We start from the raw sequence: 13188 nt of genomic DNA, 5'->3' as shown, positions 1-13188 counted from the left end.
GATGACATTCCTGCCCGGTCTCTCCCTCCCCGCACTGCCAACGACGGTGGTGTGGGACGCTGCCATGACGGCGTACAACTTCGGCCCGGGCCACCCGATGGCGCCGGACAGGATGGACCTCACCGCCCGGCTGGCCAGGAGCCTGGGGCTGCTGGACCTGGACCACGTCACGGTTGCAGCACCTGAGGTGGCCGGCGACGACGAACTGACGGCCGTTCACAGCCCGGCGTTCGTGGCGGCGGTCCGCCGGGTCAGCGAAAATCCGTGGACCACTGACGAGGTCCACGGGCTGGGCACGGAGGATGATCCGGCCTTCTCCGGAATGCACGAGGCCGCCGCGCGGCTGGCCGGCGGCTCGCTGCTCGCGGCGAGCTCGATCCTGGACGGTTCTGCGGTCCGGGCGGTGAACTTCGGCGGCGGGCTGCATCACGCCTCCCGTGACCGCGCCAGCGGTTTCTGCATCTACAACGACGCCGCCCTCGCCGTCAGCAAACTGCTCGACGGCGGTGTGCAGCGCGTGGCATATATCGATGTCGACGCCCACCACGGGGACGGGACGCAGAGCATCTTCTGGAACGATCCGCGGGTCCTGACCATCTCGCTGCACGAGTCCGGCATGACCCTGTTCCCCGGCACCGGCTTCGCCAATGAGATCGGCGGTCCGGACGCCCTGGGCAGCGCCGTCAATGTCGCACTGCCCGCCGGGACCGGGGACGCCGGCTGGCTGCGGGCCTTCCACGCGGTGGTCCCGCAGCTCGTAGGGGCGTTCCAGCCCGAGGTGATCGTGAGCCAGCATGGCTGCGATTCGCACCGGCTGGATCCCCTGACGCACCTCAACGTCAGCGTGGACGGGCAGCGCGAGGCGGCCACCGCCGTCGCGAATCTCGCCGCCCGCCACTGCGACAACCGCTGGATCGCCACGGGCGGCGGCGGATACCACATCACGGGCGTGGTGCCCCGGGCCTGGAGCCACCTGATCGGCATCGCCGCGGGCCGCCCCGTCCCCCTGCGCACACCGGTGCCGGAGGAATGGCGGACTTATGTGAAGGAGCGGTACGGGATTGCCGCGCCCGAACTCATGGGGGATGACGCGGATGTGTGGTGGCGGTCCTGGGAGGTCGGCTTCGACCCCAATGACGATATTGACCGCACCGTGATGGCCACCCGCAAGGAAGTGTTCCCGCTGCACGGGCTGGATCCCTGGTTCGACTGACAGCCTCGGCTGACGTCTTCGTGCGGCGACCGGGCGGCGACCGGCGAAATAGTAGATGCCATCCGGCGTATATGTCGCTAGGGTGGGACACATGGTGACAGACGACGTATTTGCCGTCATTGCTGAGGCAACGCGGCGTGACATTCTCGTATCCCTCCGCGCGGGGGACAAGGCAGTGGGGGAACTGGTCGAGGAGCTCGCCGCCAGCCAGCCCACCATCTCCAAACACCTCAAGGTGCTGCGCCAAGCCGACCTCGTGAGCATGCGCGCGCAGGGCCAGAAACGCTATTACGCACTCAACCCGAAGCCGCTGGCCGGGATCGCCAGCTGGCTGGAGACGTTCGACGTCGGCCCCGCGGCCGCCGCGAAGTCGCCGGAGGCGGACACCCGCCCGGCGGCAACGGAGGAGTCCCAGCCGTCCCGCGCCCGCCCCCAGGCCGCGTCCCGGCAGCCGGCCTCTGCATCCCCCGCCGCGACGGAGGTACCGGAGTCATTCGCGGCGGAAGACTCGGCCGGAGCAGCGGGAGCTGCCGCGGCGGAACAGGCCACGCACGCACCCGGACGTCCCGCGAGCGGGCAGTTGAGTCCCGCCGTCGTGGTTCCGGGCGGCCCGGTCCCGGGAGGCGCCGCGCACGACGACACCGTCCCGCAGCAGATCGGCCGCACCGTGGGCCGCGGTGCCAAGAAGGCGGCGGACCTCCTGGCGAACCTGCCGAAGTTCGGCCGCAAAAAATAGCCCAACTGACTCGCAGTTGTTGTCGTTTTGACGGCTCAAAACGACAACAACTGCGAGTCAGTTGGGCTGGCTTTGGGCTGGCTACCTGCCGAGGATCCGCACGTGGTCCGGCGTGAGTTCGGAGAGCTTGCTGACGCCGAGCAGGGCCATAGTGCGGGCCATGTCCTTTTCGAGGATCTCCAGGGCGCGGTCAACACCGGCGCGTCCGCCGGCCATGAGCCCGTACAGGTAGGCGCGGCCGATCAGGGTGAAGTCCGCACCCAGGGCCAGGGCGGCGATGATGTCCGCCCCGCTCATGATGCCGGTGTCCAGGATGATGGCGGCGTCGCTGTTGTCCGCCTTCAGCGCCTTGGAGACGTCCGGCAGCAGGTGGAACGGGATCGGTGCGCGGTCCAGCTGGCGTCCGCCGTGGTTGGAGAGCACCACGCCGTCGGCGCCGTGGTCCACCACCTTGCGGGCGTCGTCCACCGTCTGGATGCCCTTGACCACGAGCTTGCCCTTCCAGGTTTCGCGGAGCCAGTCGAGGTCCTCGAAGGTCAGGGTGGGATCGAACATCGAGTTGATGAGGTCGGCCACCGTGCCCGTGTAGCGAGACAGTGACGCGAACGTGAGCGGCTCGTGGGTCAGGAAGTTGAACCACCAGGCCGGCCGGTAGGACGCATCCAGGACGGTCTTCAACGTCAGCGCCGGCGGAATGGTCATGCCGTTGCGGACGTCGCGCAGGCGGGCCCCGGCTACCGCGGTGTCCACAGTGACCATGAGCGTGTCGTTGCCGGCCTTCGCGGCGCGTTCGATCAGTTCGAGGGAACGGTCCCGGTCCGTCCACAGGTACAGCTGGAACCAGTTCCGGCCGTTGGGCGCCGCCGCGGCCACGTCCTCGATGGAGGCCGTGCCCATGGTGGACAGCGTGTAGGGGATTCCGGCGGCCTCGGCGGCCTGGGATCCGGCGTATTCGCCCTCGGACTGCATCATGCGGGTGAATCCGGTGGGAGCGATGCCTACCGGGAGTCGTGAGGGCTTGCCCAAAATGTCGGTGTTCAGGTCGATACTGGAAACGTTCCGCAGGATGCCCGGCCGGAATTCGATGTCCAGGAACGCCTCGCGTGCGCGGCGGAGGGTGATCTCGGCTTCCGCCGCGCCGTCGGTGTAGTCGAACGGGGCCTGCGGCGTGCGGCGCTTTGCAATGTCGCGGAGCTCCCAGATGGTGCTGGCGCGCTTGAGCCGTGCAGCCTTGCTGAACTCCGGCTTCTTGAACTGCATGAGCGGGGCGAGGTCCGAGTACTTGGGAATCCGGCGCTTGAGGGCGGCGGGAACCAAGGGAGCGGCTGACAGGCCGCCGGGTGCGGCGTATCCTGCTGCGGCACGGGCATCCGTTGCGTCCGGCGCCGGAGTGGTTTCAGGATTGCTTGGCTGGATGGTGTGGGTCATGGCTTTCCTCCGATGGCGGGCCGGGACGGTAGTCAGCGGGACAGTTTGCGCGCTGTGGTCTAACCACACTGTAGGGCATGTGGTCCAACCACATCAAGTACCATTGGCACATGCGCACGCACCAACTTGTCCTGCACTGGATCGAGGACCAGCTCTCGGGCGGCCAACTGGCGGTGGGCGGGCGCCTCCCCGCCGAACGGAGCCTGGCCGAGCAGCTCGGTGTCTCCCGCACGTCAGTCCGCGAGGCCATCCGGATCCTGGAGGCCATGGGGGTGGTGCGCGCCGGCGTCGGTTCCGGCCCGGACGCCGGGACCGTGGTGATTTCAGACCCGACGGCGGCGCTTGGCTCGGCGCTGCGGCTGCACGTTGCCACCCAGCACCTGCCGGTGGCGGACATCGTGGAAACCCGGGTGCTGCTCGAATCCTGGGCTGCGGCGCGCGCGAAGCCCGGAGCGCCGGAACTCGACCTCGCGGCCAAGTTGCTGGACGACATGGACGCGGACCACGGCGTGGATGATTTCCTGGCACTGGACGTCCGCTTCCACCTGGCCCTGGCCGACGCCGCCGGCAATGCGGTGGTCAGCGCCATGATGGGTTCCCTCCGCGAAGCTATTCAGGGCTATGCGGAGAAGCTGACGGCCAACCTGCCGGACTGGGAGGCCACAGCGGTCCGGCTGCGGACGGAGCACCGGGAAATCCTGGCGGCCATCAGGAACGACGACGGCGGCCGTGCGGCCAAGCTGGTGGCAGCCCACATCGAGGGCTACTACAAAGAGGCCGGGCTGGGGAACGCTTCCGGATGACCGGCTCCGGGCCCCGCGTGGAGGCCTCCCAACTGGCTCGCAGTTGATGTCGTTATGAGCCGTCAAAACGACATCAATTGCGAGCCAGTTGGGTTGAAGGTGCTAGCGGACCTCGATCTCCAGCTCCTGGAAGTCGTCCGCCGCGTGGCGTCCCACCAGTAGCCGGAAGGATCCGCGCTCGACCTGCCACCCGCCGTCGTAATGGCCGAACGCCCTGGCCGGAATCCGGACCTGGACGCTGTCCGTGCCGCCTGCCGCCAGGTGCGTTCCGGCGAAGCCCGCCAGCCAGCGGGCCGGCCGCTCCACCGCGGAGTTCTCACGGGCAATGTAGACCTGCACCACTTCGCGGCCCGTGCGCGTGCCGGTGTTCCGGACGGGAACGTGCACCACGACGTCCTTGCCCGCGGGAACCGACTCCGGCGCATGTGCCCCTTCGAGCTCGAACGTCGTATAGCCCAGGCCGAAACCGAACGGCAGCAACGGGGCGGCGCCCCCGGCGGTCTGCTGCCTGAGCCAGGCTCGGTAGCCCACATGGAGGCCTTCGCTGTAGACGACCTTGCCGTCAACGGGGGTGGTGCTGAGCACGGGCACGTCCTCGAGCGCTGCGGGCCAGGTGGTGGGCAGCCGTCCGCCCGGCTCTTCAGTGCCGAGCAGGATGTCCGCAACGGCCGCCCCGAACTCCTGGCCGCCGAACCAGCCGAGCAGCACGGCGCCGACCCTGTCCAGCCACGGCATCAGCACCGGCGAACCCGAGTTCACCACCACCACGGTGCGCGGATTGACTGCCGCCACGGCCTCGACGAGCTCGTTCTGGTGCCCGGGCAGGTCCAGGTCCTTGCGGTCGAAGCCTTCGGATTCGATGGCGGCGTTGGTGCCCACCACCACGATGGCGACGTCGGCCGTGCGGGCCGCTTCGACGGCCGCCCGGATCTCCGCCTGGGGATCGGCGACGACGGTCTCCTCGCCGAGCAGGATGGCGGTAAGCGGAATCTCCTGCTGCTCCGGCAGCTGGTAGAGGGCCTCGATGGCGACGCGCTTGCCGGCGGCGGTCTCGACGGAGTGGATGGTCTGCGGCGGATCGAAGAGTGCCGCGCCGAGGACGTTGGTGTCGTCCTCCAGTTCGCTGTTGAACACGTCGGTGCCGTCAATCGCCAGCCGGATCTGGCCCACGGTCCCGACGCCGAGGTGGTGGATGCCGGCCCTTTCGGCCGTCCATTCGGTCTGCATCCGGATGGCCGCGGTGCCTTCGGGGATGCCCACGCCAAACCAGATCAGGTGCGAGGCCAACCGGTCCTCGCCGGAGATCTCCTTGCCCTCGGCATCGAGGAAGGTCACGCGCATTCCCGGGACGCCGCTGACGGGGTTGTGCAGCGACTTCCGGGGGAACGGCTGGAGGCCTTCGGCAACCTTGGCCCCGCGCGAAAAGGTGACAGTGACGCCGTCGGGCAGTGCCGTGCGCAGGCCCTCCAGCGGCGAGACGGTGTACTTCGGCATGACAGTGGCGCTGCCGCCGCCCTGCGTGCGGGCCTCCTCCGCGTTGTGGCCGATCACGGCCACGCTGCCCAGCGCCGCGGCGTCGAGCGGGAGGAGGCCGCCTTCGTTGCGGATCAGCACGGCGCCGCGGACGGCCACCTCGCGGGCCACCTGGGCGCCGTCGAGCGCGCCCGGGAAGTCCGTCACCGCGGGCTCGAACCCCTCCAGCGAGCCGACGCGCGCCGCCAGGCGCAGGATGCGCGTGATCTTCTCAAGGATCTCCTCGCCGCTAACGCGGCCGTCCTCGACGGCGGCGAGCAGCTTGGCGCCCCAGTGGCCCACGGGGCCGGGCATCTCCAGGTCCTGGTGCGCGTTGGCCGCCTCCACGGAACGCACGCCGGTCCAGTCGGAAACCACGACGCCGTCGAAGCCCCACTCGCTGGACAGCGGGGTTTCGAGGAGCGTGTTCTCGCTGGCGGTGGTGCCGTTGATGGCGTTGTACGAGCTCATCACCAGCCAGGCGCGGGCCTCGGTGATGGCGTCCTCGAAGGCGGCGAGGTACAGCTCTCGCAGGGGCCGCTCGTCCACCACGGAGTCGGAGGTGAAGCGCTCGGTCTCGGCCTCGTTGGCGAGGTAGTGCTTGGGCGTGGCGCCCACCCCCATGGACTGCACGCCGGAAACATAGCCCGCGGCCAGGGTGGCCGTCAGCCGCGGATCCTCGCTCATGCATTCGAAGTGGCGCCCGCCCAGCGGTGAACGGTGCAGGTTGATGGTGGGTCCCAGCACGGCGTGGACGCCCTTGCGGCGCGCCTCCTGGCCCAGCACCTGGCCGTAGCGGCGGGCGATGTCCACGCTCCACGTGGCGGAAAGGGCGGACGACGACGGCAGGGAGACTGAGTCGTGGCGCTCGTCGAAGTCTTCGCCGCGGATGCCCGCGGGACCGTCGGAGAGCACGATGCGCTTGAGGCCGATTTCCGGAAGGGCGTGCGTGGACCAGACATCCGCACCCGTGAGCAGCTTGATCTGCTGCTCGAGGCTTAGGCTGCGGGCAAGTTCGCGGAGGCGGGCCTCGGCGGCGTCGGGCAACTCTCCGGGCCGGGCCGGGGTTTCCGCGGGTTCGGTGGTCGCAGGCACGGCTGTTTCGGCTTCCGCTGTCTTGGTCTCCGTTGTCTTCTGCGCTGAGAGGGTGGGGTTCATTTACCTGACTCCTTTGATGCGGGCAGTGAGGCGGGAGCCGCCGAATCTTGCGTGATGGTCTTGACGGCCACATTGCCTCCTGACGAAAAGTGACCCTCCGTTGGGCCCTGGGGAAAATCGTAGTGCTAAAAACCTAGCGTGACTAGGTTTTTATGAAATTGACCTTGCGGCGTGAAATAAACTGACGGAATGTCTACTACGAAGCCGCGCGGGCAGTATGCCAAAGGCGCGGAACGCCGCGAGCAGATCGTCCAGACGGCCACCGATGTTTTCGCCACCGAGGGGTTTGAAGGTACGGCGCTGAAGCGCGTGGCCGAGCTGGTGGGTGTCAAGGAAGCCACCCTGTTCCACTACTTCAGCGGCAAGCAGGAGCTGCTGACGGCGGTGCTCGCGGAACGGGACCGGCGCGGCAAGGAGCTCGGCGGGGCGGGTGTCGGACTGGAGGCCCTCGCACCGGTGGCGGAACGGAACCGCCGGGAACCGGGGCTCACCACGCTCTACGCGGTCGCATCAGCAACAGCCAACGACCCCGGGCACGCCTCGCATGGTTACTTTCAGGACAGGTACGCCAAGCTGGTCGAAGAGCTCGCCCAGGATGTGGGGCGGCGCCAGGAGGCCGGTGCAATCCGGACGGACGTCGGGGCCGAGTCCCTGGCACGCCTGGTTATCGCGGCCTTCGACGGCCTCCAGCTCCAGTGGCTGTATGACAAGAATGTGGACATGGCTGCGGGGCTGAGGGAGCTCGTCGACGTCCTCCTCGTACCTCCCGCGCGCTAGGCCATTGCCTCGAAGCTGACTCTGGCGGATGTGAAGTTGGTGGGCTTCATCGACCAGATCAAGGGTGAGCTCGGCGAAGCCCCGGCTCCGCCGCCGAAGGGTGCGGGCGCCGTCCAGGAAATCGTTAAGCGGTACACCTCCGAGGTCCTGTTCGACAGGCTCTCACCGGAGGAAGCCGGCCAGAAGGCCGTGGATGAAATGAAATCCGCCATCAGCAGCTAGCGGTAGCGGCGCCGCCACGCTGACGTCGCGCTCAAGATGTGCCCCAACCGGATCCAATATCCGGTTGGGGCACATCTGCGTTGCTGCGCGCTGATCCGTTCTGCTGGCCCCGCACGGTCGCAGCCCATAGTTGATCGCGGGCGGGTGCTTGCCTCATGTTTGGTGGTGGTTGCGGCGGGGTGTTTGTTGGGGTCGATGTGGGGTGGGGGGATGTACCAGGGGATGCCGGTTTGCATGTGGATGGTCCATTGTTCTTTGTGGATGAGGTGGTGGTGGTGGGTGCAGAGGAGGGTGCCGTTGTCGGTGTTGGTGGGTCCGCCGTGTGACCAGTAGGTGGTGTGGTGGGCTTCGCACCAGGGGGCGGGGATGGTGCAGTTGGGGAAGGTGCAGCCTTGGTCGCGGGCGGTGATGGCTTTGCGCGCATCCGTGGGGCTGTCCCTGATTTTCGGCACCACCGGACTGACGAACTTCGCNGGAAACTGGTGGTTCCCGCGGTGTCGGTGTTGGTGGGTCCGCCGTGTGACCAGTAGGTGGTGTGGTGGGCTTCGCACCAGGGGGCGGGGATGGTGCAGTTGGGGAAGGTGCAGCCTTGGTCGCGGGCGGTGATGGCTTTGCGGATGTGGGGCGGGAAGATGCGGGTGGTGCGGCCGATGTCGAGGATGCGGCCTTTGCTGCCGAGGAGGACGGGGATGATGTCGGCGTCGCAGGCGATTTTGCGGATGGTGGCGGGGGTGACGGGGCCGGTGTAGGTGAAGGTGCCGGTGCCCGGCAGCGGGGTTTGGTCGGGGGTTTCCCGGGCGTAGCGGGGTCCGTTGGCTGCGGCGGTGTCGAGGCGGTTGAGGAGGTCCTGGTAGCTGATGGTGACCATGACCTGGGGGCGGAGGCCGCCGGTGGCCGGCAGGGTTGCGGTGGCGAGGGCGGTTTTGCAGGCGCCGATGAGGCCGTCGAGGAGTTGCTGGGGCCGGGTGCGGCGTTCCAGGTGCGCGGTGTCGGCGGCGGCCTCGGCAGCAGCCCCGAACCCCGGCCCCGTGTGCGCCGCCGTCGAAGTGTTCGTGTCCGTCCCGCTGTTTCCTGCCGCGGTGTCCGCGCCGTTGGCTCCGCTGTCTCCGCCGTTTTCTGTGCCGGTGCCGGGTGTGGATTGGGTGCGGGGGTTGGTTGCGGTGTTCATGACGGTGAGGAGATGTTCGTATTGGTCGGTGGTCGCGAAGATTTCGAGGTGGTGGAGTCCGCGGCGGGGGCGGCGGAGGAAGGCGCCTTGGCGGTGGCGGAGGTCTTCTTGGGTTCGGTGCCGTCCTGGTCGATGGCGTCGGTCCAGCGGTGGGCGATGCGGGTGAGGAAGTCGTGGTCGTTCCCGATCGCGGTGCCGGTGAGGGCGTGTTCCATCCGGGCGAGTTCGGCCGGGGCGGCGATGTGCCGGACGCGGTCCAGGGCGGTGGTGATGGTGGTTCCGGCGCGGGAGGCGATGGTCCCGTTCGCGAGGGCGGCGGCGGTTTCTTCGCAGGCCGGCGGCATGGGCTGTCCGGTGATGCCGGTGCGGGGGAGCACGGCGGAGGCGAGGGCGAGGCGGCGGCGGGCTTCGCAGGCGCTGATCCTTAGCCGCATCCGGAGGAACTCGGCGGTGTTGCGGGATCCGTCATCGGCCGGCGACACGGCCGGGGCCGAGCCGGCCGCGGTGGCGGTGGTGGTGGACGCAATGGAAGTAGCATCAGCGGCGGCTTCGGTGCCATCGTCCGTGCCTGTGCCCCAGCCGGTGGTCCAGCCGGCGGCTTTGCTCCCGGGTCCGGCGGCGTTGATCGCCGCGTTGCGGGTCCGGTCCACCGCCGCCGCGCCCAGCAGCTGCAGGTACTCGACCCCGCGGGAGAGCTCCTCGGCCAGCCCGGCGAAATCCGCAGCCTCCGGGAAACCGGCCAAGGCCAGCTCATCGGGCGCGGAGGCGACGGCAGCCTCCAGCAGCTCGAGGCATCGTTCGAGGCTGTCGGTTGCCCCGGCGTTGAAGGCGCCCCCGCCGGTGCCGAAGCCGGTGGCACCAAAGTCCGCGGTAGCTCCGCCGTCGTGCCCGGCCTGATCGGCGGACTGTGGTGCGATGCGGAGGCCGTTTGCCAGGGCGCTACTCAGCCCGCGGAACGCACCAAAGCCGGCGGCAGCACCGCCGTCGGAAGCCAGGCAATCCATAAGTGAAGCGGAATTAGGAACGCTGCGAAGCCGGCGGCCCCGCAGCAGGGCAGCCGCGCTAAGGCCCGGCGTGACCGCCCGCCCCGCGGTGTGATCCGCTGCCTGTTCCCCAATGGCTTCCATATGGAAACTCTGTCGGAGGGGTCTGACAATAATCGGTCATCGCCCGCTGACATCTGCCAGCCCGAGGAGCCGCCAAACTAGTCCTCGGCGGTCACCGCCACGCCGCTCGCGGGGACAGTAGCGGGCGGAAATCCCTCGCAGGTACGGCCAGCGGTGCATCAGTCTGCACGTGGAGAACCGGGCAGGTGCCGGCCGCAAGAATGGCCGGCACCTGCCCCACTGTCCCTGCCGCTATTTGAGGACGCTTTCGATGAATGCTTTCGTCCGCTCGTGCCGGGGGGCGCTGATGACCTGTGCGGGATCGCCCTGTTCGACGACGACGCCTCCGTCCATGAAAACGACCTGGTCTCCGGCTCCGCGGGCGAAGCCTATTTCATGGGTGACGACGATCATGGTCATGCCCTGGGATGCGAGGGAGCGCATAACGTCGAGGACGTCGCCGACAAGTTCCGGATCCAGCGCGGAAGTGGGCTCATCGAAGAGCATCAGCTTTGGATCCATGGCCAGCGCCCGCGCGATGGCCACCCGTTGTTGCTGGCCACCGGAGAGCTGGGCGGGGTAGTGGCTGGCCCAGTCAGCCAATCCGACCCTGTCCAGAAGCTCCATTGCCCGCTTCGAGGCGTTCCCTTTTGCAAGCCCCTTAACGCCGGTGGGGGCTTCGGTGATGTTTTCGATGGCGGTCTTGTGGGGGAAGAGGTTGAACTTCTGGAAAACCATGCCGATGTTGCGGCGCTGCCTGGCGATTTCCTTTGGGTGCATTTCGTAAATCTTCTCGCCCTGCTGCCGGTAACCGATCAGGTCATCGTCAACGTAGATCCGGCCGCCGTCGATGCTTTCCAGGTGATTGATGCAGCGGAGAAGGGTCGATTTTCCCGAGCCGGAGGGACCCAGGAGACACGTCACTTCGCCCGGGTTGACGTTCAGGGTGATGTCTTTGAGGACTTCGTGTTTGCCGAAGCTCTTGCGTACGTTCTCGATTCGTACGAGCGGCCTGATGGCCTGCAGTGTCGTGGACGGGGCTGATTCTCGTATCAAGGCTTCACCTGCAAGGTCTCGGTGGGGCGGGTCCGGTCCGCCAGCATGGCGCGCAACCGCTGGAGCGGGGTGGGAGGCAGGGTGCGTGATGCGCCCCGGCCGAAGCGGCGTTCCAGGTAGTACTGAGGGACGGACAGCACGCTGGTCATAAACAGGTACCAGATGCTCACCACCGCGAGCAGCTCGACCTGCTTGAGGTTCTGGGAGGAAATAAGGGACGCCTGGGTGTAGAGCTCCAGGACCGCTATGACGGAGAGCAACGAGGTGTTCTTGAGCATGGAGATGAGTTCGTTGCCCATAGGCGGGATGATGACGCGCATCGCCTGCGGGAGGAGAATCCGGCTGAAAGTGTATAGCGGGGACATCCCGAGCGAATAGGCTGCTTCGCGTTGGCCTTCGTCGACGGAGAGCATACCGGCGCGGACGATTTCAGACGAGTAGGCGGCCTCGTTCAGCGTCAGGGCCAGGAATCCGGCCACGAACGCCGTGATGAGTGAATTGGTGTCCACGGACCAGAAGACGACATCGGTTAGGGGAATTCCGACGGACAACCTGCTGTACAGAAGGCCCAGATAACCCCACAGGACAATCTGCACCAACAGCGGCGTGCCGCGGAACAACCAGACGTAGAGCCAGGACAGGGTCGACAGCACAGGGTTGGTCGAGAGCCGCATCGCCGCGATGAGGATTGCAAGCAGAGTCGAGACGACCATGGAGAGCACGGTCAGCACGAGCGTCAGCCACACACCGGCCAGGATGTGGGTGTCGAACAGATAGCGCCCGATGGCCGGGTATTCGATGTTCTTGTTGGTCAGCAGGGACTCAACAAACAAGGCGACGACGGCCAGCAGTACCGCTGCGCTGATCCACCGCCAAGGTCGCCGCAAGGGGATCGCCTTGACTTCTGCCGCCAGGGAGACTGTCGGTGCGGTCCCGGTAGAAATCGGGGAGGTCATCGTGGTTCTACTTTCCTTGGTTGACGGCGGCCGAGGTCACCGCGTAGGACGTCAACGAGTACCTGTCCAGGATCTTTTTGTAGGTTCCGTCGTCAAGCAGGGCCTGAAAGGCTGCTCGCAATGCCTCGGTGAATTCCGGATCCGTGTTGAGGTTGCCCATGCCGCTGAACACCGGCAGGTAGCCGGCCGGGAACTCGGAATCGCGGACCAGCTCGAAAGCCTTGCCGTCGCCGGCGGTTTTGACCACATATTCGGCCACTGGCGCATCCACGACATAGGCCTGGCTCTTGCCAGCGCGCAGGGCTGTCTGTGCGTCAAGATCCGTGGGCAGCTCCAGCACCTGGACGCCTTCCTTGCCCTTTTCCTTGCATTTGGTTTCGAGTCCGCGCAGGAGGTCACCCTGGACCGTGGCTTTCTGCACTGAGACGGTCTTTCCGCACACATCCAGGAGGGCCTTGACGCCGTCCGGGTTGCCGCTCTTGACCAGGATGATGAAGCCGCCGTGCGTGTAGTCAACGAAGTTGAGGGTCTTCTGCCGTTCCGGTGTGTCATTCATGGCACTGAGGATCACATCGAACTTCTTCGACAGCAGGGAGGGGATGATGGTGGAAAACGCCTGCTGGTTAAAGGAGACTGGGATGCCGAGCTTCTGCCCCAGGGCCTGGGACAAGTCATAGTCAAAGCCGGTTGGCTTGCTGTCCGTGTCATACATTGTGTAGGGCGGGTAAGGGATGTTGCCCGCCGCCTTGATCTCGCCTTTGTCCCGGATACTCTTGGGCAGCAATGCCGCCACCTTGTCGTCTTTGGTCGTCTCGATCGGAGGGTTGGGCGCTACGACGCTGGACGCATTCTCAGAAGACTTGGGTGCTTCGGCTGCGGGATTATTAGAGCAGCCCGAAGTGAGCAGCGCGCCCGCAACTGCCGCGAGGGACACTGCGATGGTGAATTTTTTCATGGTGATTCCTTTTTGCTAAATGGGCGCGTTGGAGCCACGCCACGGCTGTGGGGCATGCCTCTTCGGCGAAGTAAGAGTGTGTGTTTTCGTGTCGGGCC

At 66.9% G+C, this 13188-nt stretch carries 9 protein-coding genes and 3 pseudogenes; 5 read left to right on the top strand and 7 right to left on the bottom strand.

Annotated features, from left to right (window positions below; genetic code table 11):
- The first annotated feature begins 1 nt into the window (after nucleotide 1).
- On the top strand, nucleotides 2–1213 hold the full coding sequence (locus tag ASG92_RS24240; protein ID WP_056634593.1) for an acetoin utilization protein AcuC: 1212 nt from the start codon (nucleotides 2–4) through the stop codon (nucleotides 1211–1213).
- Between the two features lie 91 nt (nucleotides 1214–1304).
- Entirely contained in the window at nucleotides 1305–1949 is a 645-nt protein-coding gene (locus ASG92_RS24235; RefSeq protein WP_056634590.1) for a metalloregulator ArsR/SmtB family transcription factor, read from the top strand.
- 81 nt (nucleotides 1950–2030) lie between these two features.
- On the opposite strand, the gene ASG92_RS24230 is transcribed toward ASG92_RS24235, so the two are convergent.
- Nucleotides 2031–3377, bottom strand: coding sequence for an alpha-hydroxy acid oxidase (locus ASG92_RS24230; RefSeq protein ID WP_056634587.1), 1347 nt, complete (start codon nucleotides 3375–3377; stop codon nucleotides 2031–2033).
- A gap of 110 nt (nucleotides 3378–3487) precedes the next feature.
- On the opposite strand from ASG92_RS24230, the gene ASG92_RS24225 reads away from it, so the two are divergent.
- Nucleotides 3488–4180 carry an FCD domain-containing protein gene (locus tag ASG92_RS24225; RefSeq protein ID WP_056634823.1) on the top strand — a complete coding sequence of 231 codons (693 nt, stop codon included), beginning with the start codon at nucleotides 3488–3490 and terminating at the stop codon, nucleotides 4178–4180.
- A gap of 102 nt (nucleotides 4181–4282) precedes the next feature.
- On the opposite strand, the gene ASG92_RS24220 is transcribed toward ASG92_RS24225, so the two are convergent.
- Complete coding sequence (locus tag ASG92_RS24220) at nucleotides 4283–6850, bottom strand: glycoside hydrolase family 3 C-terminal domain-containing protein (RefSeq protein WP_082579708.1); 2568 nt, start codon at nucleotides 6848–6850, stop codon at nucleotides 4283–4285.
- A gap of 189 nt (nucleotides 6851–7039) precedes the next feature.
- Here ASG92_RS24220 and ASG92_RS24215 point away from each other — a divergent pair, with 189 nt between their 5' ends.
- On the top strand, nucleotides 7040–7627 hold the full coding sequence (locus ASG92_RS24215; RefSeq protein ID WP_056634584.1) for a TetR/AcrR family transcriptional regulator: 588 nt from the start codon (nucleotides 7040–7042) through the stop codon (nucleotides 7625–7627).
- Nucleotides 7628–7849: pseudogene (locus tag ASG92_RS24210) on the top strand (ABC transporter substrate-binding protein); the annotation flags it as partial.
- 176 nt (nucleotides 7850–8025) lie between these two features.
- On the opposite strand, the pseudogene ASG92_RS30145 reads toward ASG92_RS24210, so the two are convergent.
- From ASG92_RS30145 to ASG92_RS24185, 5 genes and pseudogenes are all read right to left on the bottom strand, one after another.
- Nucleotides 8026–8322, bottom strand: a pseudogene (locus ASG92_RS30145) (HNH endonuclease signature motif containing protein); the annotation flags it as partial.
- Between the two features lies 1 nt (nucleotide 8323).
- A pseudogene (locus ASG92_RS27850) lies at nucleotides 8324–10144 on the bottom strand (DUF222 domain-containing protein); the annotation flags it as partial.
- A gap of 231 nt (nucleotides 10145–10375) precedes the next feature.
- Complete coding sequence (locus tag ASG92_RS24195; protein WP_277310586.1) at nucleotides 10376–11179, bottom strand: amino acid ABC transporter ATP-binding protein; 804 nt, start codon at nucleotides 11177–11179, stop codon at nucleotides 10376–10378.
- Nucleotides 11176–12135 (bottom strand): amino acid ABC transporter permease, encoded by a 960-nt coding sequence (locus ASG92_RS24190; RefSeq protein ID WP_056634572.1) that lies wholly within the window; start codon nucleotides 12133–12135, stop codon nucleotides 11176–11178. Before ASG92_RS24190 ends, ASG92_RS24195 begins: the two co-directional genes overlap by 4 nt.
- A 7-nt stretch (nucleotides 12136–12142) precedes the next feature.
- Entirely contained in the window at nucleotides 12143–13090 is a 948-nt protein-coding gene (locus ASG92_RS24185; RefSeq protein WP_056634569.1) for an ABC transporter substrate-binding protein, read from the bottom strand.
- Nucleotides 13091–13188: the final 98 nt, after the last annotated feature.

This window comes from Arthrobacter sp. Soil736 (genome assembly GCF_001428005.1).
In the GTDB taxonomy this organism is placed as follows: Bacteria; Actinomycetota; Actinomycetes; order Actinomycetales; family Micrococcaceae; genus Arthrobacter.
The sequence above is the reverse complement of the archived record's forward strand: the minus strand, read 5'-3'. Positions and strand labels throughout refer to the sequence as shown.

What these genes read in the sequence shown, in the direction of transcription:
- ASG92_RS24240 (WP_056634593.1), top strand. Translation starts at nt 2, where the DNA reads ATGACATTCCTGCCCGGTCTCTCCCTCCCCGCACTGCCAACGACGGTG.
- ASG92_RS24235 (WP_056634590.1), top strand. Translation starts at nt 1,305, where the DNA reads ATGGTGACAGACGACGTATTTGCCGTCATTGCTGAGGCAACGCGGCGT.
- ASG92_RS24230 (WP_056634587.1), bottom strand. Translation starts at nt 3,377, where the DNA reads ATGACCCACACCATCCAGCCAAGCAATCCTGAAACCACTCCGGCGCCG.
- ASG92_RS24225 (WP_056634823.1), top strand. Translation starts at nt 3,488, where the DNA reads ATGCGCACGCACCAACTTGTCCTGCACTGGATCGAGGACCAGCTCTCG.
- ASG92_RS24220 (WP_082579708.1), bottom strand. Translation starts at nt 6,850, where the DNA reads ATGAACCCCACCCTCTCAGCGCAGAAGACAACGGAGACCAAGACAGCG.
- ASG92_RS24215 (WP_056634584.1), top strand. Translation starts at nt 7,040, where the DNA reads ATGTCTACTACGAAGCCGCGCGGGCAGTATGCCAAAGGCGCGGAACGC.
- ASG92_RS24190 (WP_056634572.1), bottom strand. Translation starts at nt 12,135, where the DNA reads ATGACCTCCCCGATTTCTACCGGGACCGCACCGACAGTCTCCCTGGCG.
- ASG92_RS24185 (WP_056634569.1), bottom strand. Translation starts at nt 13,090, where the DNA reads ATGAAAAAATTCACCATCGCAGTGTCCCTCGCGGCAGTTGCGGGCGCG.